This window comes from Sporosarcina sp. GTC18466, from assembly GCF_055389225.1.
The window spans coordinates 2,629,648-2,649,330 of sequence record NZ_AP044037.1 but is presented as its reverse complement, the minus strand read 5'-3'; the positions used below and the strand labels follow the sequence as shown (position 1 = coordinate 2,649,330).

Here is a 19,683-nt window from a genome sequence, read left to right as displayed (position 1 = left end):
TCGTAACCCCTGTGACTTTCACAGAGCACTTGGCCTTCCCCCTGTCATCCGTATTCCTTCTGATGCGCTTTTTTGCGTTCCAAGTAGTCTTGATCCTCCCGGATGCGGTCCCAGTAACCCTTGAAGACAGCAGCCGATTCCGCTTTTACAGGATCGATCTGCCGCTCTTTTTCCTTGCCCTCCTCATCGTATTTCCTTCCACTTTTATGATTGGCGTACCGCCGGGCGCGCGTGTATCCCATCTGGATGAATTTTCTCGCCATATCCATTCCGACAAAGTCATCCTGTTTCCGGTATTCCTCGAAAAGTCCATAGATCGCCTCAGCTGATTCTTTTGCGATTTCCGGAGTCTTGAACCTCCAATGGGGCAAAATCTCGCTTTTATATGGTTCCACCAGCAAAACGCCCTGTTCACCGCGGCCGACCCGGTATAAGTGGGGGTGTTTCCGTAGATCAAGTTTTTTGTAATCCAGATTGTAGTCGAATGACATGTCCTGTCCTCCCTTATCAGAATCCCAGCAGCCAATTCAGCAAGTTGCCGGTGATCCCGAGCAGTATCACAATCCCGGCTAGGCCGATCACCATATATTTGATACGTAAGGTAAATAATTTCTTTGTCACTTCATTCTTGTTATTGAGGACAAACCAGCGTTTTTTCCCACATTCCGGACAATCCAAACGAAATTGCTCCTTTGTCACGGTTCCGGCTGCCGGTCCCGCCTGGATGGTCACGCTCTGCTCCTTACGCATCTTAAATAAAAATCTCCAGCCCGTATCCACTAATTTGATCCGGACCAGATGGGGGCATTCAACAGGCAGGAATTCGTAGTACACCGCCTGGAACCAATCTTTCGACTTCAGTTCCTTCTTGTACAACCGATACGTCACGATACCTGCAGCAAGCGCAAGCATTGCCATGAGAGCGACACCCATCAGGATCTTCATCGCCCGCCACCTCCGCCTGTTCCTTTCTTACATGTCAGCTCCCCATCTCTTTTGCTGATGACGACAGTCTCCCTGAAGTCTTTGAAACAATCATGTATTTTTGCCATGTTCTCTTCATGCCTTTTTTCCATCTGAACCAAGTAATAGGTGGCACCCGCTATGATCAGCAGACATAAGAAAGCCGCCAGCCAAATGGTATGCTTCATCACGACACTTCCTTTCCATTCAAGTACGTTTCGGCAGCCAGGATGTTTCATGTCTTTCAGGACATGTACATTTCACGAAAAAGGGGCTATTCACTTTGCCGGGAGTAAAGGCGCATTCATGGAAAATGAATTGCCTGCATGCACTCCGTTGGATATGATAAGTAAAAAGGAGATGGAACAATTTGATAACGGAGGAGAAAGAGAAGATCCAGGATCCAGAGGATGCCAAACCGAAAATACGCCAGGAACGGCGGGAGGGCGAACCGACATCCGCTTTCAAAGGGGCTTCCATTGCCGCGTTGCTGATCGGAGCCGGTGCGTATTTGATCGGTTTATTCAACGCATCCATGGAATTGAATGAGAAAGGCTATTATTTCGCGGTCCTCATCTTTGGCCTGTATGCCGCCGTCTCTTTGCAAAAGGCAGTACGCGACCGGGAGGAAGGTGTTCCAGTCACGGCGATCTATTATGGCATCAGCTGGTTTGCGCTTGTCGTTGCGATCGCGCTGATGGCAATCGGCCTGTATAATGCGGGGAGCATCATCCTTAGTGAAAAAGGCTTTTATGCAATGGCGTTCGTCCTCAGTGTCTTCTCGGCCATCACGGTGCAAAAGAATGTAAGAGATACGCAAAGAGCCCGCGATGCGCGTTGATGTTCGCCAGTGACGTCATAAACGACCCGCATTTGCTCAGTTGGCAACGGGTCGTTTTTTATGGAGGGATACCTTTTGGAAAGTCGCATTTCATTCAAAGCAGCGGCCATTGCTGCGTGTGTAGCTGCCGCTCTTTTTATCGCACTTTTATTTACATTTCATCATCAAGCGCCGCTTTTGATCGATCTGAGGAACCCCTATGACCGCAATGTGAAAAACCACCAGGCCGCGGATTCCTTTATCGCCGGAAAAAATAATCGGCTGGACGTTTTGACGGCGGTGCAGGAACGTTTTGAATTGCGCCGGAAGAGCGGCGGGATTCTTGTGAAGGAATATAAGCTGGACGGTAAACAGAAAGAGTTTGTCCAAACTGGCACTTGCGGCACGTTCACGTCTTTAGATATGGATTACGGCGGACGAATGCTGTTGCTTTCGGGGTGCGGGCCATCCGGGGAGGATACCATCAGTCTCGGCAGCTTGTCTTACTAGAAGCGGCGCGGCTCAGTCCCGTTTTGCCGCGTCTGCCAAAAAGCGGGTCGCTTCATACAGATCATTTGTGCAGCACAATGCCCGCTCGGGACTTGAGACAATCCGGTCTTCCGCTTCGGCGTATTCCTCGGCACTGACCCGCCCAAACAACTTCCGCCATTTGTTCTCCTTCTCGAGCTGCTCGACCTCTTTGCGGATGGCTTCATGGTCTATTTTATTGATCATGAAAAAGCGTCTTGTCACATCGACATGGGAAAAACGTTCTTTTATGTCAGCGATCACGGCTTGGTCATATTCGGCAAGCTCAATCAATTCACTCGTCCCTACATTATCAGCCGCGTCAGCCAGCTGTTCGTCCCATTCCATGTATGTCTCATCAGAGACGGTGTCAGGCACATAGATGCCAACATTGTAAAACACAGTCTCGCTGTCTTTCTTTTTCTTTGTAAACATAGAAATCCACCTCGCATTTTGATCGGTTTCTGCTTTATGTATATATACGACCGTGCAGCCGATTCGTTTCATACATCAAGAAAGATGCCGGAAATGTTTCGTGCCCGGCATCTTTCTTGATTAATAGTGGTAATTCTCCACAAGCTTGCACTTGCGGCAGATCTGATGTGAACGTGCCATTTGAAAGTCATGCACGCAACGATCCTGAAGTTCTTTGAGTTCCCTCTCCAGCCGTGACAACTGCTGTTTCCCTTCGGCAATGTCCGCAAGCAGCCGGTCGATCACCGTCATGCCCATCCCTCGTTCCCGTCAAGTATAGATTTGTCCTCCGGCTTCTTGAAACTCCTTCGCCTTTTCCTCCATGCCCTTTTCAATGGCAGTCATCCCGTCAAGCCCTTTCTCGTCCGCGTATTTACGGATATCGTGCGAAATTCTCATGCTGCAGAACTTCGGGCCGCACATCGAGCAGAAGTGCGCAATCTTCGCCCCTTCTGCTGGCAGCGTCTCATCGTGGTATTCCATCGCCCGCTCCGGATCCAGGCTCAAATTGAATTGGTCACGCCAACGGAATTCGAATCGTGCTTTTGAAAGTGCATCATCGCGCTTCTGCGCACTTGGATGCCCTTTCGCGAGATCTGCCGCATGGGCCGCGATTTTATACGCGATGACCCCTTCCCGGACATCTTCCCGGTTCGGCAATCCTAAATGCTCCTTCGGCGTCACATAGCAAAGCATCGCGGTGCCGAACCAGCCGATCATCGCCGCCCCGATTGCAGATGTGATGTGATCATACGCTGGCGCAATATCTGTCGTCAGCGGTCCGAGCGTGTAGAAAGGTGCTTCCCCGCAAATCTCCATTTGCTTGTCCACGTTTTCTTTGATCAAATGCATCGGGACATGTCCCGGCCCTTCGATGATCACTTGGACATCGTGTTTCCATGCGATCTTTGTCAGTTCTCCGAGAGTCTCAAGCTCCGCGAACTGCGCTTCGTCATTGGCGTCCGCGATCGAGCCCGGCCGCAAGCCGTCTCCGAGCGAGAAGGAAACATCATACATTTTCATGATTTCGCAGATCTCTTCGAAGTGTGTGTATAGGAAACTCTCCTGGTGATGGAGGAGGCACCACTGCGCCATAATGGACCCGCCGCGCGAGACGATCCCGGTGACCCGTTTCACAGTGAGCGGAATATAGCGGAGCAGTACGCCAGCATGGATCGTAAAGTAGTCGACGCCTTGCTCTGCCTGTTCAATCAGCGTATCGCGAAACACTTCCCACGAAAGGTCTTCCACTTTTCCATTCACTTTTTCAAGAGCCTGATAGATCGGAACCGTGCCGACCGGGACCGGCGAATTGCGGATGATCCATTCCCGTGTTGTATGGATGTCTTTACCAGTCGACAGGTCCATCATCGTGTCTGCACCCCACCTAGTCGCCCACGTCATCTTCTCCACTTCTTGTGCGATATTCGAAGTGACGGCTGAGTTTCCAATGTTCGCATTGATCTTCACGTGGAAGTTGCGTCCGATGATCATCGGCTCGGCTTCCGGATGGTTGATGTTCGAAGGGATGACCGCACGCCCCCTTGCGACTTCTGACCGTACAAACTCCGCATCCAGCCCTTCACGGATTGCGATGAATTCCATTTCGGGCGTGATGATCCCATTTCGCGCGTAATGCATTTGCGTCACGTTCTTTCCGGCTTTCGCCCGGAGCGGTTTGCGTTTCAGGAGCGGAAACTGCTCATGCTCCTTCTCTTTTCCAGCTCGGTATCCATTATCCTCGGGCCTCACCTTTCTACCTTCGTATTCCTCGACGTCTCCGCGTTCTAAAATCCATGGCTTCCGGAGTTCCGGCAAGCCTTTGCGGATGTCCACTTCATGGGCAGGGTCGGTGTATTTGCCGCTCGTGTCATAAACACGGAACGGCGGGTTGTCGAACTCGCCTTCTTCTGTGATCGTCGGCGACAATTCGATCTCCCGCATCGGCACCTGGAGATCTTCTCGGCTGCCCTGCACGTATACTTTCCGGCTTGCCGGGAAGCAGGAATGGATGTGAATCGGTGTGTCTTCTGTCATTTTTGTCATTTCGTCATCGTCCCCTCATTTTTTATTCGGGTGACCTATGACTCTATCCAATACAGGGAATTTGAGCCCGCAAAGACGCAAAAAGACCGGATCCTCATCATGCGGACCCGGTCTTAAACACATACGTCTGCCGTATGCCAAATTATGTTTAAGAGAAACTTCCCTACGCTGGTACGAGCCAGATCAGGTCCAAAGAGTTAGGAAAAATCATCGCTTTTCCCTCTCAGTCCGGACTATCCGGACACCCCTAGTTCAACAGTATTCATTTGTTCGAACACTTTCAGTTTACCTGACATTTATGCAATGTCAAGTTCTTCCTTGATTTGTAATGCAACTTTACCCTCTTTCAGGCGACTGGCAGCCTGCCATTTGCGCAAGGCACTGAAATCCGTACTTCTCTAGAATCGGCCTGCTCATCGGGCTGGCATCCACTGTGAGGAACCGGTAACCGTGTTCCCATGCTTTCTTTGCCCGTACGGAGAGCATCGATGTGTAACAGCCCTTTTTGCGATACTCGGGCAATGTCGAGCCGCCCCATAGACTCGCGAATGATGAGTTTTCCTCAAAGTACATCCACGAGGCGCTGATCAGCTTGTCCCCCTCATAAAGTCCATATAGGAAAAGCGAGTCGGGATCGTTCTGCTTATCTCGCCAGAGCCGGGTTCCCAGTTCATCATGCGTATCCGCCCATATGAAATCCATGAGTGAAATGATTTCGCAGATGCCCTTTTCGTCTGTTATTTCGGTTACCGTCAAGGGAGCATCTCCGGTCACGAGCGGATGGCTCTCTTCCACTTCCAAAACCATGAGCGCCTCAGGAGGTTCGCACTCAAACCCTTCCGTTTCAAGAAGCTCCTTCAAGTTGCCGGGCTTGTCATAGCTGTATACTTTCCACTCGAACCCGGAGCCTTGCCCGTTGAAATAGGCGAGTTCCTCCCGTATAACGCGGCTTGCGTTCTCTTCATTCACATCGGATGCGATGATGAACCCTCTCTCGCCGTGCTGTGAGACATGACGGATGACGTGCTCCGTCTCTTCCCGGATATAGCCTGGCGTCACTAGATGGCGCCGCAATTCATGATCATATAAATCCAGGATCTGTTGCCGATTCACGCGGATCCCTCCTTCTAAAAAAACTCATCCATCAGTTGATAATACCTCACTTTTGCCCAGTCAACATCAACATGCCCGTATCCATTCAGGAAGGATAGCACATTCTCGGTTTTCAAACGGCAGCATTTCGGGCCTTTTCATTCACATGACTCCGGGCCTTCGCATACCTTAGAAAGGCAATGACCATGGCCCAAGGGAGTGATGGAATCATCGAGAAGCATGACGTGGATTTCAAAGATCCGAATTTGCAGTATGCCTACGATTTGAGCAAGAGCCGGTTTTTCACGAAAAATGAACGCAATTATATAAATGTACTAAGCCAGGAGCAACTGAAGACGCTTGGCAATGTAGTTCTGTTAGATGTTTTTCTGGGCGGAGACAATGGCGTGGAGCCTCATTACCATTCAAACGCAGATGAATTGATTTACGGTATCACGGGTGAGACGGTCGTGTCGATGATCAATCCCAAGACAAATGAATTGATCAGCTACCGGATCGGCCCACAGCAAGCCGTGACAATTCCGCAAGGCTGGTGGCATTATTTTAATGCAAGTGGAGAGAACACGCACGTCCTCACCATCTATGACACAGCGAAACTGGATACGGTCTGGGGATCGGACATTTTACGAGTGACCCCGCCGCAAGTGTTCGCTAAGGCGTATTGCCTGGATGAACGGCTCGTCCAGCAAGCATTCGCGCCGATCAAGGACCGGGTCATCATCGCTCCTCCAGCAGGATGCAGGCAGCCGGGCGGAGGATTTCCCGTCCAGACCGGATCGCCCTATCACGGCTATTATCCATATTAGGCTGTAAAAAGCAAATCAGGCCCCGCTCGTATTGGTGCCTGGTTTGCTTTTATTGCATATGGAACTGTAGGACATCGATAATCCTCCATACTCTACGTTCCGCAAGGTTAATGATCGTGATCCATCTCCTGCTCCTTTAAGATGTTCAGCAACGTGAATTGATCAGTAGAGGACTCAGAACGACAGCCCTGGAGCGAATAGCTGAACAGCTGCTCTCCCTCCTCGCGTTCGAGCTCTGTGCAAGACAGTTTCTCTTTCGCCGGCTTGTCCCCACGTTCTTTATTGCCGGAACGGTCAATTTCAAGATGAAAAACGGAACCGTCAAACGTCACGTTATAGAGTGTCGGATTGCCCTCCGGCGTAAAATTCGAGATTCGGACGAAAGCCTGGCCCTCCTTTTCCACGTGCTCCAGAAATTTTTCGAAGTAGACGAAGTTGTAAACCGGTCCGTGCATATTGATGACATCCCCATTTTTCAGTGCCTTTTCACTGTCATATGTACAGGCGGCTAGCAGCAGGACACTCAGGAGTAGCGGCAAAAGTAATCGTTTGTCCATTCCATTCCCCTTTCGCACTGTCTCGTTTTGACTATATGCAAAAGACGGGCGGCATATCCCCAGGTGAAAAAAAGCCCCCTCAACGCGTGTCGAGGAGACTCTCTCGTTACTTTTTCATATGGTCGATGAACTCATGAAGTTTCTCTAATTCAAGCACGTGTTGATTGCAATCATCCGCGTCGCGGCAAATATAATTCCCTTTGGTCGTATAGGTGCCGGGAATCTCGCCTTTTTTCTTCGTCATGAACATGTATGACTCCGTCAGGCGATTGCAGACGGAGCATATCTGCTTCGTCTTCACCTCTTCGTACGTACCCGCAAGCCCTACTGTACCTTTCGGTGTCGGCACAATCATATACCGCTTCTTTGTACCGAGGTCATCATAACTTAAAAAAGTCATTCGCTGATAATTCAATTCAGTGGGCAGTTTCAGCTTCTTGACCTTTGGAAACAGCTTTTTCAGCTGCTGGTCCGATGGCTCTTTGAACGGAATGATGTATTTTTTTAATTCCACAAGGTACTGTTCAGCCGTTTCCTTGTCCTCGACGTTTCCAATGCCGCTAAGAATTTCTTTTTGCACATCTGTAGTTTCAGGCAGCAGATTCCCAATCTTTTCATTCGACAACGATTCGATTGCGCCGATGACATGCTGGTCACTCACTGTAGAGTGGCCGTTCACCAGTTGCAGCACTAGCCGCTTTATCACATTGAACTGGTCATTTCTCATAAATGGATCAACTTTCATTTCTGACAGCTCCTCTGTTTTATTTCAATCAAACAAAGTGCAAAGCCTAGAAATGCAAAAGTTGCATACAAGCGATTTACCGTTTCGTCCGCCCCATGCAAAGTATCGCCTTTCCCATAACAGGCTCTGCATGAGTGTTGTTTGAAGCTGGCAATGCCATTGTTCTTGCCATCTTCACATCACCTCCCGCTTCCTTTGTTCCTTATCATACTGCCATCCTTTTTGTATGACAAGCAGTTACTTTTTCTCCATACCCACACACTTCTTCCTGCACATATGTGGCGATGTCCAGGCCGCCTGCCGAAAAACCCGCATAAAAAAACAGCCGCCGGATTGGCAGGCTGTCCTAGCTTCACTACAGTAGTTCTCCTGAAAAAACATGATGGCCTGTGATTTTAGCGACGAGTGCCTCTCCATCTTTGACCCATTGCTCGTTGTAAATCGGGGCATCCGGGGCATCGGGGCTCTGGAATTGATTCAGCCCGACTGTCGTCAGGATCGGACTTTCGCCATCATCCAGGCCAATATTCAAGATATGCTTAATGATGAACGGATTCCGGAACTCAATCAATGCGTTGTCTTCGTCCAGCATGCCTTCGAGAACATCAAATGGAAGCCGGATGTAAATCGTTTCTTCGTCATTATCAAGCAAGATCCCGTCAAACATCCCTTGATCGAAATCCCAGCCGCCGCCTAGGACGATGCCATGCTCTCTTAGTACCGCTGCGGCATCTCCGTACAACGCCCGCCTTCCAGGCAAATCAGTTTTTAATTCAATCATCAATGTCCACCTTCATTTCTGTATATATTCCTATTCATTCTCGTATTGCCACTAGAATACCCTCGCTGCGGAACTTGCAAACTAGGAATGGGTTCGGGCCCTTGTTTAGAGCTCAAATGCCCTGTAACTTCCTTCATCATTGAAGTCATCCACGTCTATAATCTCGTCCGAGAACGCCTCCACGGCTTCGCGGCTGGTGCCGAGCAATAGTGACAGGACTTGAAAACCAAGCTCCTCTTTCTTTTCAAGAAACGCTTCCAGGAACACTTTGTCCACCTCATCTTCGCCATCCGTTACGAACACGACATCCGCGTCTTCAAATCCGCTGTCCTCGATAACGGAGAGTGCCTGTTCGAGTGCCGCCCCGAAATCCGTTCCGCCACCCAAATAGAGCCCCGCAAGTTCGATCAGATCGCTCGCTGCCATCAACCCTTTTTTATACGTCAGGCATTTGCTTTCCGTGGAAAAAAGAATGACACAGAGATCCCGATGCTGCCTCTTCGCGATAGAAAGAAGAGCGAGGACGAACCCTTTGGACTGGTTCTCGAGCTTCCGCATGCTTGTCGACTGGTCCAAGCAGAAGACAATGGGACCTTTTCCGAGATCGCTCCGCTTTTTTTGATCGAATTGCATTGTTTCCTTTTCCGCAAATCGCCGGAGAAACTCCGTTTTCAGGACAGGATGCTTATACATGCCGAGTTCGGAAGGCAGAAGCCGGTCAAGTTCATTCCCGAACGTGACGCCGCGCCGTTCCATCGCATCCGCATACTCCTCTTTCCGCTTGTCCCGCGCAATCCCTTTGAAACGCCCGGCCCATTCCGCTATATTCTGAAGGCGGATATCATGGGCGACTTGATCGGCGACGGCAAGCTGATCCCGGAGTGGAACCTTTTTCAAATCCGGAGCCCCTTTGCCGCTTTCCTGGCCGAGCAATGAAACGATATTGTTCTGTACTTGCAGTGTCTCGTCCATCGCTTCTTCCGCAGCTTCCGCAAATCCATCGCCGTCCCTCGTCAGCGCGAGCTGCAAGAGATTGTCCAGCTCGTCCAGCGTTTCGTCGGGTACATCCGCAAGCTCATCCACTGCATGTCCGCCAGGTTCTCCAGCTGGCAAAGTCTGTTCCGCAGCTTCCAGAAGTCTTGCAAACTCACCATCCCGCTCTTTTTGATCAGCCATCCAATCGCTCAATTTCTCGGCCACCAGCACAGTCGAAATAGTGGCGGACAGCTCGTTCAGCCTCGTATTCTCACGGTGCTCCCCGAATCTCTCATGGTTCATCCACGTTTCAAGTAATGTACGATTCACCTTCAGCGCTGGGTCATGATCCTCCACAATTTGTGGTTTCATCTTATAGAAAGAAGCCCACATATCCCCGAGCAAGGATTCCATCCAAGGAAAATCCGCTTCATCACGCACGCGCTGCAGTCCTTCCGACATCATGAACATCTCTTGAAACCGGCGCTTGTCATAAGCATCCGTATTGAGGACAGAACGCTGATCCCGTATGATTTTGCTCCTTCTCACGACAATCCCTCCTCACATGCGGAAAAAGACGCCATCCTGCCCGTCCGTATCCTTCCGGGCCGGTTCCTGCGCTGCATATCCTGAATCGATCCGGCTGTTCTCCACTTCCCGTATCATCGAATCAATACGCGCGTATAGACTGTCAGCTGCCGCTGCGCTCTCCGCGTGGGCTTCCGGCATTCCTGGAAGCGCCTGTTTCAGCTCATTCAGCTTCTTCAGCGCTTCCACACCCGCTTCCTGGGATGGATCGCGAACAGCCGCATCATAGATTTCCTCCGCCTCGGCCGATATAGAGGCGAGCGAATGGATGCCCCCTTGCTGCTGAGTATGCCGCGTAACCGCCGATTGCACGACATCTCTCTGGTCCGGCGCTTCCCAAAGCATATGCTGCAAGATTACAAGATCCTTCAGCTCGACAGAATCTCGGCCTTCCAGAAGCGCCTTCGCCTTTAAAACGCCAAGTGACTGCTTGAACCGGCGATCGGAAGGCTGGATCCCTTCATCTTGCAATTCAGAGCGGATACGGGCGAGCGCTTCCACCGCCTCATCCGGTACCGGAACGCGTTCCGTCAATTCCTGCAGCTCCTTCAGTTCATCCAAACTCATGGAAGGCCGCTCTTCCGCCTCCTCCCCTTCTTTCATCATCGCGAAGAAATTCGATTCATCTTCAATAAAATCAATCATGTAGCGAAGCAGGAAACGGTCATATAGGGCCTCCAGCCCCTCACCTTCCTCGGGGAATTCATTGGAAGCTCCGATGACCGACATGAGCGGGACCACATCAGGGGATCCGCCGTTATAAAAGAGCCGTTCGTTGACGAGTGTTAGCAAACTGTTCAAAATTGCCGAGTTCGCTTTGAAAATCTCATCCAAGAACGCGATATGCGCTTCCGGCATTTTGGTTTCCGTATTCCGCTGGTACACCCCCTCCTCCAGCTCCTTCAGCGACAGCGGACCGAACAATTCTTCAGGCGTGCTGAACGGCGTCAGCAGCCACTGGAAATAGGATGTGCCGCTGACGATTTCCGCAAGCTCCGTGGACAGCGCCGACTTTGCCGTCCCCGCCGGTCCAATCAGCAGCATATGCTGTTTTGCCAAGAGAGCGAGCAGCAGACCCTCGACTTCCTGTTCACGCTCATAAAACCGGGAATTCAGCACCCGCTCGATTTCTTTCAGTTTCTGTACACTCGGATTCATCATGTCTCCACCCCTCTGTCAGTTACGAGATTTGCATTGTGCTAATTTCTTACCCCACTTCCCGCATATTCACTCCCACGGGAGATTGGTGACAGTTACGTGGAGCGGCCCTTTATCAATGGCAAGGGTATTAGTAGAGAATGAACGACCATTTACTGCGGCAACGATCCAATTACGATGGGGAACGACAATTTGTAATGAACGCCTTATTTAGATGGATGAACGCCCATTCATTTAGCCAGGTGAACGCCCATTTAACGATGCCGAACGCCTATTTAGCATGATTGAACACCTATTTCCTCCCTGCACGCAAATCGAGTAGGCGCATGAATAAATTCATGCGCCTCTCACAGATCCGTACGTGCGGGTCATCGCATACGGCTCCTCCATGCTTATCCCCTCTGGGGATGCAGGTCCTGATAGATATCAAGCAGAAATACCAGACGTAGCTCCCGAAACTTTTCATTTGGGATTGCTACATGAACAGGTGTGGATAGGGAACTTCTCCATTTTGTCATTCTTAAATTAGGAAGTTCTCCTTTCCAATCCCTTCGCCTAAGCTCCTTATGGAGCTTTTTAATATTCCTCCAGCTTCTTAACTGTATCATTCGAAGTCTTCGCCGAATCCATGAATCCAGTTCCGAGAATAGTTTCTTACTGAAGCCGATGCCAAAGTATCTGCCCCAGCCCCTCACTATCGGATTTAGCCGATGTTTAATAAATTCCTCAAGGTCGACGGTCTGGTTTCTTTTAGTGACTTCCTTTACCTTCTTCTTGAATTTCAGAACGGCCTCGTTCGATGGAGTATGGTAATATCCCATCTTGAAAGTGTATCCAAGGAATGTAAAAGGTTCGCTGAGATTGTCTACAATCTTGGTTTTTGTCGGATGTACTACGAGACCCAAATCGCCTTCAAGAATTTTCGTGACGGATTTGAGTACTCTTTCCGCACCTTTTCTTGATTTACAACAGATTACAAAGTCATCTGCATATCGAGTAATTCGATGGTTTCGCTGTGTCATCACTTCAGCCAGCGGATGCAAATAGATGTTTGCCAGTAGCGGGCTGATAACTCCGCCTTGCGGACTGCCGCTGTTGCTCTGATAGTAAACCCCATCTTCCAGAACTCCCGATTGTAGAAACTGTTCGATTAAGGATAGTACACTCCCATCGACCATTTCCTCCCTTATCAATTCCATAAGTCTACCGTGAGGTATCGCGTCAAAATAGGTTTTGATATCCGCGTCAATCACATAGGTATACCCGTCCAATAAATCCTTTCGGATTTTCTCAATCGCCATATGGGCACTTCTTTCAGGACGAAAACCGTAGCTGCACGGAAGGAACTTCTTCTCAAAGATTGGCTCAAGTTTTCGCTTGACTGCCGCCTGTACAATCCTGTCTTGCACTGTAGGAATTCCAAGGGGACGTTGGGTTCCGTCCGCTTTTGGTATATAAACCCTTCTGACAGGTTTGGAACGATATGTTTTCTCACGCAAGGAGTTTTGAAGCATTCTTAAGTTATGCTCCAATTCGGTTTCATACTCCTTAATCGTGACGTTGTCCACCCCGTGGGCTCCTCTATTCTTCTTGACATCATAGAAGGATGCCTCTAGATTCGAATAAGCCCATACCTTGTCAAACAGGCTATACCATTTGGATTTCTTTGGAGACTTTCCACCTGCATGAAAGTCTTGCTTTCTTGTCGATTCTTTCATGTGTCCGTATCCTTCCTAATCCCTCTACTAACCGTATAGGGTTTCACTGGTTAGCGAATAAGACGAGTACTCCGCCCCCAAGCAACCTACTGACTTTTCGGTTCCGATTCTTTGGCTATCTGCCTCCTCGGCTTCTGCTTGGCACATGGAGAACCATCAAGCGCACTTACTCTTCTTACATGGACAGACGGGCTTCGCATCCACACAATGCCTTTTGGGTCACCATGGGTCTTATCAATATAATGATAAGTCACTTACCTTTGTGGCTTTTCGGATAAGTTTCTTTACTACTATCCCCTGCTCTGACTTCTCACTCTCCGTAAAGCCTCCCTTGTCCATTACGGGTTTGACAGGCTCTTACCACCGTAGGTGGAGAAAATGAGATCTCCTTGGGTCACGTCAATTCTCTTTCCCCCGAATCCAGTCCTCATAACTAATAGGATATAGCGTGGTTTTGGACATCCCCATGCTTTGCAAGGTCATCCTATCCTACCAGCCAACATGGTGTATGCCACCTGTTCCGGGTTTTGTCTTCTGGCCCTCCGCACGGACTCTCACGACTCCCGCACTGCCAGTCAACTATACATTTCCGCCACTGCGGTATGTTAGGGACTTTCACCCATTAGAGAAATGCGCTGCCAAGCGCACAAAGCCGGCAAACCCCTGAAGGGCTGCCGGCAGACGTATTCCTAACTTAAACTCGTTTCAATTCGATTTCTGTGATTTCATCCGCAATCGCCTTCGTCAATTCCTCCGCTGTTTTCGGTACGAATGATTTCAAAATCGTATTGATCATCGGGGCCATCATGCCTTTAGCGGTGATGTCGAGGTTCCCTTGCATCCGCGTTTGGCTGTCAGATATCGCTTCCGCTTTGAAATAACCGTTGCCCGCGAAATTTTCATTCAGCCCGGTCAAGTCGAACGTGACAAGGGACGGCTCTTGCCATTCCGTAATGTCAATCCGCAGTTTGACAAGCTTCTGCATGATGCCGATATCGCCTTTGAATTCCCATGTCGACTGTTTGTCGCTCAAGATTTCATGTGTGATATATCCCGGAACGAGTGGTGCCCATCTGTTCATGTCGCTGACGAATTCCCATACTCTTTCAATCGGTATATCAAGATCTATCGTATGTGTTCCACTAGGCATTGTGATACCTCCTTATGAAATGGCCATGTCCTTGAGTTCTGTGATTTTCCGTCCCTCTGTACTGCCCGCATGTTTTCCTGCCAAATAGCCGAATGTGAGTGCCGGTCCGATCGTGCCGCCCGCCCCCGGATAGGCGCCGCCGAGGACACCCATGGCGGCGTTTCCTGCGGCATATAAGCCTGGAATGACATTGCCGCGAAGGCTCATGACTTGTCCATGCTCGTTGATGCGCGGGCCGCCATTCGTACCTAGCGCACCCGGATAGACCGGCATCGCGTAGAATGGCCCTTTTTCAATCGCTCCGAGGATGGCTTGCGGTCCTGCGAAACCTGTCGTGAACTTCTCAAAATGCAGCGAGCCGCGGTTGAAGTCCGGATCGATCTGATTACGTGCGTTCTCATTGAACCGTTCCACGGTCGCTTCAAGCTGATCCGGATCAATATTGATCAATTCCGCGAGTTCGCGGATGCTGCCTGCCTGCGGGAGCCAGTCCGGCGCATCTTCGCCCGGCGCCATCGTGACGATCAGCGTACGGTCCTTGAGCTGCTGATCGAAAATCATCCAAGCGTTCGCCTGGTTCGGCAAGGATTGTGTGTTTTGATCATATGTGTAGAAGGATTTCGGCAAATCCATGTACGAAGATCCTTCATTGACGAAACGCTTGCCGTGCTGGTTGACCATAATTGTGTTCGCCATTGTCCGCGCCTGCGTATCGATCTGGTTATACACTTTGCCTTCGTATTCCATTGTTGGATCGACGAAAGCCGGCGACCACCAAGCTTCTCCCATATTCGCAAGAGCCGCCCCCGCCTCCATCGCCATAATGAGACCGTCTCCCTCGTTGTACGATGGGGATTGCGGGTGTGTGACTGCGCCTCTCAGGAATGCGCGCACGAGCTCCTTGTTCCACTCGAATCCGCCCGTTCCGATCATGACGCCTTTACGGGCACCGATGAGAAGATTTGTTCCGTCTTCCTGTTCCGCCCGGACGCCGATTACGGCACCATCCTCATTCATGACGAGTTCCTTGCCCGGCGTCTTCAGCCTTGTCTCAATTCCCCGGTCTAGCGCCGCCTTGAACAGTCCAGCAGCAAGAGCACGTCCCATTGTCGTAATGTTCTGCTCCATTCGGGTTGCGACGATATTGAAATCGATTTCCCCGGGATCAACCGCTCCGCCCTCTTCAAGTGTAAGCGGCGGGAAAATCGGGTTCCGGCGCACTTTATCAGCCCACTCACCAAGTTCATTCAGCGGAAACGGCTTCGGATCGAGTGAGCGCCCTTCCTGCTTACCCCCGGGCAGATCAGCGTAGTAATCCCCATAGCCGCGCGGAACTGCAAACCGCACAGGCGTATGCTCATACAAGTAATCGATCATTTTGGCGCTCTCCTCGATGAACACATCGATCAGTTCAGGATCGGGTTCATTGCCATGCGTCAGCTTCGTAATATATTTCTTGGCGTCTTCATGTGAATCCTCAAGACCAAGTTCTTTCATGTACCGGTTATTCGGAATCCATGGAATTCCGCCCGAGAACGCTGTTGTGCCGCCAATCTGGTCTGATTTTTCAAGGATAAGGACCTCGGCTCCCTGATCATGCGCCAGGATGGCCGATGTCAACGCTGCTCCGCCGCTTCCAAGAACCACTACATCCGTCTCCATGTCCCACTTCACTTCATTCTTCAAGATCATCCAAAACTACCCCCTTTTCTTATCGTAAGCGCTTGCAAAATAAATCGGCCTGCTACAGGATTGCTTGCAGCTCTTTATCGGCCAAGTGTTGTCATGTATAATTATAGAGAAGATAAAAGTTAAGACAATAATCATTTTTCGGATAAGTGTCGGATTCTCGTCACTTTCATTCTGAATGTCTACTTACAGCTTTCAAATCGACAGGGGGGCAGTGAATTGTCTACTAAAGTGGATCCGCGAATAATGCGGACGAGAAGGATGTTTCAAGAGGCGCTGGTAGATTTGATGGAAGAGAAGGATTACAAGAAGATCACCGTGATGGAGATTTCCGAACGGTCTACATTAAACCGGGCGACGTTCTATCTTCATTATTATGATAAGGACGAGCTTCTGGAGCAGATGCTGGATGAGGCGCTCGACAGTTTGCGGGCCAGCGCGCAGGTCAAGGAGATCGAGTTCAAATATGACAGCGAGAATCCCCATCCGATTTTCGTGCGTTTATTCAGCAAGATCATGGAACAGCCGCGATTCTACAAAGTGGTCCTCGTCCAGGAGAAAGTGCCGGACTTCACGGAAGCGGTCCGCCAGATCATCGAATCGCTCGTCAACCGAGGCTCGAAGTATATGATCGAGGACGGGACCGAATATGCTGTCCCGGTCGACATGTCCGTCGCTTATACGTCATCCGCCTATCTCGGTGTCCTCATCTGGTGGCTGAAGCATGATATGCCGCACACGCCTTCCTACATGGCGAAACAGCTGACGAGGATGTCGACAGTCGGCCCGTATGCGGTGAATCCTTATTTGTAAAGCAGTTAAAAAGCCGGTACGCACTTCAAGCGCGGCCGGCTTTCCGATGATTTATTGATTGTCTTTCCGTAATTTCTCCACTTCATCCACCGGCAAGTTGGTGAGTTCACTGACTTCTTCATCGCCCAGTCCTTTACGGATCAAATTCAAAGCTACCATCTTCAGGCCTTCTTCTCTGCCTTTTTCTCTGCCTTCTTCTCTTCCAAGCTCCATTCCTTCCTGCCTGCCTTCTGCAAGCCCCTCTTTCCGCGCAAGATATTTGGAATCCGCCAGCCTGTTCTGCTCATCGAGAATATATTTCAGCCGCGACTCATAAGCGTACCGGTCTTCTTCGGACCTGCTCAATTCCTGCCACACATCGAATGCAATCTGCAGTTCTTTATCGTTCATCGCAATCGCCTCCAGTTCGTTATAGATTTCGGCATAGACTTTTTCTTTCTTGCCGTCCACCATCCCAAGCAACAACAGCCAGCGTGCCATTACGTCATTCCATGGATCCAGCTTCTCCGCATGCCATTGCCGTATGAATTTCGGCATTTCAATGAAATGAATTTCCATCGTATCATCCATCAGGAATTTCTCATCCTTTTCAAGGAGCTGGAATATTGGATGAAATGAGGCGGTTTGCGGAAAAAGAGTGAAGTTGCAGATGTTGATTGTGATGGTCCGCGGCAACTGATGGTACCCTTCTCCCTCAAGCAGTCTTTCTGAAAAAATGCGTGACCAATAGTACAATGTCCGTTTCATCATATCGTATTGATTGGCCAGCTGGATCTCTATATTGATAAATTCATCGTCTTGCGTCTTTACTAGTATGTCAAGCCTGGATTGCTTGTCACCCGCATACCCTCCGCCAATTTCCTGCGGAAGGAACTCAACTTCCCTGATCGCCTGCCTGCCGGAGCGCTGTAATAGAGCATTTAAGAACACGACCGTAATGTCCTTGTTCTTCTCATTCCCGAATAACTGCTTGAATGCATAATCCACTTTCAGATCTACAAATTTCTCCAACGGAATCCTCCGGAGAGGTCTTTCCTTTTCATATATGATACTGTCTGCCGGCCTATTCGCCTCACTGACATACATCCAGCCACCCCCAGCCTTTTCATCACCATACGATAAAAACAGGAAGATGTAAATTGTTGTAAATACATATACAATCCGATAACGGGACAGAAAAACCCTTTTCACAACCAAATCGATATTCCTTACGGCGAAACAGGGGCAAATCGCTATTTTGGACTCCATGAAAAAATAGCCCGCCGCACCAGGAAATCTCCCGGCGTGATGAGCCATTACCTTATCTTTTATTCGCTTAACGTCAAAAGTGCAACACATTCCACATGCACCGTATGCGGGAACAGGTCGACGGGCTGTACAGTTTCGAGTGTATAGCCGAACGGCATCAGTTCTGCGATGTCTGTCGCAAACGTGTCGGGTTTGCAAGATACGTAGACGATCCGTTTCGGCTGTGCCCGGCCGATGCGCCGCATCACTTTGCCGCCCGCTCCGCAGCGAGGCGGATCGATGAGCAGCAGATCCGCAAAGCCCCAGCTTTCATGGATTTCGTCAATCCCTTTCCGTGCATCACGGGCAAGGAATGTCGTGTTATGCAAGTCATTATCTACGGCATTCCGTTTCGCCGATTCGATCGATGTCTCCACGATCTCAACGCCTGCGAGTTCCTTCACGCGAGCCGCAAACGGCAAGGAGAAGGTGCCGACGCCGCAGAACATATCGATCATCTTCTCGTCTTCGCGCGGCTTGCCCATTTCAAGCGCAAGGTCTACAAGTTTCTGCGCTTGGACAGGGTTCGTCTGGAAGAAAGTGTCGAACCAGAGCCGGTATCTGTAGCCGCCGAGCTCATCATAGATGAAGTCACGGCCGGCAAGTACAAACGTTTCCTCAGACTGCGTACGGTCTGCGAGATCCGTGTTCACGAGCCAAAGAAGGCTTTTGACATTCGGATAGTTCGAAGTGATTCTGGCAATCAAATCTTCCGCAGCCGCCGCAAGTTCACCTGACGGCGCTTCTGTCGCGAATAGTGCAAGCATCATTTCACCTGTCTCGAACGACTCCCGGACCATCAAATGGCGGAGCAATCCTTGGTGCGTGTCTTTATTGTAACCGGACAGCTGATGCTCTTTCGCCCACTTGCTCACTTCCATCGCAGCGCTGACCATGTTTTTCCCCGCGATCAGGCATGTCTCAAGAGGAATGATCTTCCGGAAGTTCCCCTGCTCATGCAGGCCTAGTTCCCCTTCCGCGGAGAAGGTGAACTCCATCTTATTGCGGTACTCCCACGGTTCGTCCATGCCGATCGTATCCCGGACAAGCGCGGGATCCATGCCGACACTCTCAAGCGCTTCCCGTACGTGATCCGTCTTATGCTTCAGCTGGCCTTCATACGACCAATGCTGCAAAGTGCATCCCCCGCAAAGCTCGAAATGCGGGCACGGCGCTTCCACTCGCTCGGGGCTTGCTTCAAGGATCACTTCCGGCAGTACTTTCCTATGTCGTTTGTCGGGCTGATCCACAACGACCTGTACCGTCTCTCCCGGCAGCGTCTGCGGAATCGTCAATTTCAGCTTCCGGGGATTGCTGCCCCTGTCACTCTCCATCCACTTGACGGCCTGCCCGTTTCCTTTATTGTCCAATCCATGGACGTTCGCGACCAATGTCTCTCCTGTTGTAACGGTCATCGATAGTGCCTCCTTCTACTTTCACTAACTTCTATCAAACGGCTTCTGCCTGTATCT

The 19,683-nt window shown here is 50.3% G+C and carries 21 protein-coding genes and 1 riboswitch; of the genes, 4 read left to right on the top strand and 17 right to left on the bottom strand.

Going from position 1 to position 19,683, the window contains the following annotated elements; genetic code table 11:
• Positions 1-44: 44 nt before the first annotated feature.
• From ACZ5FK_RS13100 to ACZ5FK_RS13090, 3 genes are read right to left on the bottom strand one after another with little or no spacing between them, the layout of a single operon-like run.
• A complete protein-coding gene (locus ACZ5FK_RS13100) occupies positions 45-491 on the bottom strand; it encodes a DUF4385 domain-containing protein (protein ID WP_464805328.1) in 447 nt (148 codons plus the stop codon).
• 16 nt (positions 492-507) lie between these two features.
• Positions 508-945: a hypothetical protein gene (locus tag ACZ5FK_RS13095; RefSeq protein WP_464805327.1), complete on the bottom strand. Its 438-nt coding sequence runs from the start codon at positions 943-945 to the stop codon at positions 508-510.
• A complete protein-coding gene (locus tag ACZ5FK_RS13090) occupies positions 942-1,151 on the bottom strand; it encodes a hypothetical protein (RefSeq protein ID WP_464805326.1) in 210 nt (69 codons plus the stop codon). Before ACZ5FK_RS13090 ends, ACZ5FK_RS13095 begins: the two co-directional genes overlap by 4 nt.
• Positions 1,152-1,336: 185 nt before the next feature.
• On the opposite strand from ACZ5FK_RS13090, the gene yiaA reads away from it, so the two are divergent.
• Together yiaA and ACZ5FK_RS13080 are read left to right on the top strand one after the other, a co-directional pair.
• Positions 1,337-1,804, top strand: a complete 468-nt coding sequence (gene yiaA / locus ACZ5FK_RS13085) for an inner membrane protein YiaA (protein WP_464807439.1) — start codon at positions 1,337-1,339, stop codon at positions 1,802-1,804.
• Positions 1,805-1,879: 75 nt separating this feature from the next.
• Positions 1,880-2,293, top strand: coding sequence for a hypothetical protein (locus ACZ5FK_RS13080; RefSeq protein ID WP_464805325.1), 414 nt, complete (start codon positions 1,880-1,882; stop codon positions 2,291-2,293).
• Positions 2,294-2,305: 12 nt separating this feature from the next.
• Here ACZ5FK_RS13080 and ACZ5FK_RS13075 read toward each other — a convergent pair whose 3' ends face one another.
• The 4 genes from ACZ5FK_RS13075 to ACZ5FK_RS13060 form a co-directional block, all read right to left on the bottom strand.
• The gene (locus tag ACZ5FK_RS13075; protein WP_464805324.1) at positions 2,306-2,746 is read right to left on the bottom strand and encodes a hypothetical protein; all 441 of its coding nucleotides are present in this window, start codon (positions 2,744-2,746) and stop codon (positions 2,306-2,308) included.
• 120 nt (positions 2,747-2,866) lie between these two features.
• Positions 2,867-3,037 (bottom strand): hypothetical protein, encoded by a 171-nt coding sequence (locus ACZ5FK_RS13070; protein WP_464805323.1) that lies wholly within the window; start codon positions 3,035-3,037, stop codon positions 2,867-2,869.
• A gap of 18 nt (positions 3,038-3,055) precedes the next feature.
• Positions 3,056-4,831 carry a phosphomethylpyrimidine synthase ThiC gene (gene thiC / locus ACZ5FK_RS13065; protein ID WP_464805322.1) on the bottom strand — a complete coding sequence of 592 codons (1,776 nt, stop codon included), beginning with the start codon at positions 4,829-4,831 and terminating at the stop codon, positions 3,056-3,058.
• Positions 4,832-4,974: 143 nt separating this feature from the next.
• Positions 4,975-5,090, bottom strand: a riboswitch (TPP riboswitch).
• Positions 5,091-5,167: 77 nt separating this feature from the next.
• Positions 5,168-5,944 (bottom strand): GNAT family N-acetyltransferase, encoded by a 777-nt coding sequence (locus tag ACZ5FK_RS13060; RefSeq protein WP_464805321.1) that lies wholly within the window; start codon positions 5,942-5,944, stop codon positions 5,168-5,170.
• 185 nt (positions 5,945-6,129) lie between these two features.
• On the opposite strand from ACZ5FK_RS13060, the gene ACZ5FK_RS13055 reads away from it, so the two are divergent.
• Entirely contained in the window at positions 6,130-6,750 is a 621-nt protein-coding gene (locus ACZ5FK_RS13055; protein WP_464805320.1) for a cupin domain-containing protein, read from the top strand.
• 107 nt (positions 6,751-6,857) lie between these two features.
• On the opposite strand, the gene ACZ5FK_RS13050 is transcribed toward ACZ5FK_RS13055, so the two are convergent.
• The 8 genes from ACZ5FK_RS13050 to ACZ5FK_RS13015 all read right to left on the bottom strand — a co-directional run bounded on the left by ACZ5FK_RS13050 (position 6,858) and on the right by ACZ5FK_RS13015 (position 16,114).
• Positions 6,858-7,307 (bottom strand): DUF4362 domain-containing protein, encoded by a 450-nt coding sequence (locus ACZ5FK_RS13050; protein WP_464805319.1) that lies wholly within the window; start codon positions 7,305-7,307, stop codon positions 6,858-6,860.
• A 106-nt stretch (positions 7,308-7,413) separates the two neighbouring features.
• On the bottom strand, positions 7,414-8,052 hold the full coding sequence (locus tag ACZ5FK_RS13045) for a FusB/FusC family EF-G-binding protein (protein ID WP_464805318.1): 639 nt from the start codon (positions 8,050-8,052) through the stop codon (positions 7,414-7,416).
• A gap of 355 nt (positions 8,053-8,407) precedes the next feature.
• A complete protein-coding gene (locus tag ACZ5FK_RS13040; protein WP_464805317.1) occupies positions 8,408-8,833 on the bottom strand; it encodes a YugN family protein in 426 nt (141 codons plus the stop codon).
• 105 nt (positions 8,834-8,938) lie between these two features.
• Positions 8,939-10,357: a vWA domain-containing protein gene (locus tag ACZ5FK_RS13035; RefSeq protein ID WP_464805316.1), complete on the bottom strand. Its 1,419-nt coding sequence runs from the start codon at positions 10,355-10,357 to the stop codon at positions 8,939-8,941.
• Positions 10,358-10,369: 12 nt separating this feature from the next.
• Positions 10,370-11,554, bottom strand: coding sequence for an AAA family ATPase (locus tag ACZ5FK_RS13030; protein ID WP_464805315.1), 1,185 nt, complete (start codon positions 11,552-11,554; stop codon positions 10,370-10,372).
• A gap of 392 nt (positions 11,555-11,946) precedes the next feature.
• Positions 11,947-13,272, bottom strand: a complete 1,326-nt coding sequence (ltrA, locus tag ACZ5FK_RS13025; RefSeq protein WP_464805314.1) for a group II intron reverse transcriptase/maturase — start codon at positions 13,270-13,272, stop codon at positions 11,947-11,949.
• A 694-nt stretch (positions 13,273-13,966) separates the two neighbouring features.
• Positions 13,967-14,422 (bottom strand): CoxG family protein, encoded by a 456-nt coding sequence (locus ACZ5FK_RS13020; protein WP_464805313.1) that lies wholly within the window; start codon positions 14,420-14,422, stop codon positions 13,967-13,969.
• Between the two features lie 12 nt (positions 14,423-14,434).
• The gene (locus tag ACZ5FK_RS13015; RefSeq protein WP_464805312.1) at positions 14,435-16,114 is read right to left on the bottom strand and encodes an FAD-dependent oxidoreductase; all 1,680 of its coding nucleotides are present in this window, start codon (positions 16,112-16,114) and stop codon (positions 14,435-14,437) included.
• Between the two features lie 216 nt (positions 16,115-16,330).
• Between ACZ5FK_RS13015 and ACZ5FK_RS13010 the strand changes: the two genes are divergently transcribed.
• Positions 16,331-16,924 carry a TetR/AcrR family transcriptional regulator gene (locus ACZ5FK_RS13010; protein ID WP_464805311.1) on the top strand — a complete coding sequence of 198 codons (594 nt, stop codon included), beginning with the start codon at positions 16,331-16,333 and terminating at the stop codon, positions 16,922-16,924.
• A 51-nt stretch (positions 16,925-16,975) separates the two neighbouring features.
• Here the strand turns inward: ACZ5FK_RS13010 and ACZ5FK_RS13005 are convergent, their stop codons facing one another.
• Positions 16,976-17,935, bottom strand: coding sequence for an Rpn family recombination-promoting nuclease/putative transposase (locus ACZ5FK_RS13005; RefSeq protein ID WP_464805310.1), 960 nt, complete (start codon positions 17,933-17,935; stop codon positions 16,976-16,978).
• Positions 17,936-18,231: 296 nt separating this feature from the next.
• Positions 18,232-19,626 (bottom strand): 23S rRNA (uracil(1939)-C(5))-methyltransferase RlmD, encoded by a 1,395-nt coding sequence (gene rlmD / locus ACZ5FK_RS13000; protein ID WP_464805309.1) that lies wholly within the window; start codon positions 19,624-19,626, stop codon positions 18,232-18,234.
• Positions 19,627-19,683: the final 57 nt, after the last annotated feature.

Coding starts and splice junctions, on each gene's coding strand:
- ACZ5FK_RS13055 (WP_464805320.1), top strand. CDS start 6,130: ATGGCCCAAGGGAGTGATGGAATCATCGAGAAGCATGACGTGGATTTC.
- ACZ5FK_RS13040 (WP_464805317.1), bottom strand. CDS start 8,833: ATGATTGAATTAAAAACTGATTTGCCTGGAAGGCGGGCGTTGTACGGA.
- ACZ5FK_RS13015 (WP_464805312.1), bottom strand. CDS start 16,114: ATGATCTTGAAGAATGAAGTGAAGTGGGACATGGAGACGGATGTAGTG.
- ACZ5FK_RS13090 (WP_464805326.1), bottom strand. CDS start 1,151: ATGAAGCATACCATTTGGCTGGCGGCTTTCTTATGTCTGCTGATCATA.
- ACZ5FK_RS13095 (WP_464805327.1), bottom strand. CDS start 945: ATGAAGATCCTGATGGGTGTCGCTCTCATGGCAATGCTTGCGCTTGCT.
- ACZ5FK_RS13075 (WP_464805324.1), bottom strand. CDS start 2,746: ATGTTTACAAAGAAAAAGAAAGACAGCGAGACTGTGTTTTACAATGTT.
- ltrA (WP_464805314.1), bottom strand. CDS start 13,272: ATGAAAGAATCGACAAGAAAGCAAGACTTTCATGCAGGTGGAAAGTCT.
- thiC (WP_464805322.1), bottom strand. CDS start 4,831: ATGACAAAAATGACAGAAGACACACCGATTCACATCCATTCCTGCTTC.
- ACZ5FK_RS13030 (WP_464805315.1), bottom strand. CDS start 11,554: ATGAATCCGAGTGTACAGAAACTGAAAGAAATCGAGCGGGTGCTGAAT.
- ACZ5FK_RS13070 (WP_464805323.1), bottom strand. CDS start 3,037: ATGACGGTGATCGACCGGCTGCTTGCGGACATTGCCGAAGGGAAACAG.
- ACZ5FK_RS13100 (WP_464805328.1), bottom strand. CDS start 491: ATGTCATTCGACTACAATCTGGATTACAAAAAACTTGATCTACGGAAA.
- ACZ5FK_RS13020 (WP_464805313.1), bottom strand. CDS start 14,422: ATGCCTAGTGGAACACATACGATAGATCTTGATATACCGATTGAAAGA.
- rlmD (WP_464805309.1), bottom strand. CDS start 19,626: ATGACCGTTACAACAGGAGAGACATTGGTCGCGAACGTCCATGGATTG.
- ACZ5FK_RS13045 (WP_464805318.1), bottom strand. CDS start 8,052: ATGAAAGTTGATCCATTTATGAGAAATGACCAGTTCAATGTGATAAAG.
- ACZ5FK_RS13050 (WP_464805319.1), bottom strand. CDS start 7,307: ATGGACAAACGATTACTTTTGCCGCTACTCCTGAGTGTCCTGCTGCTA.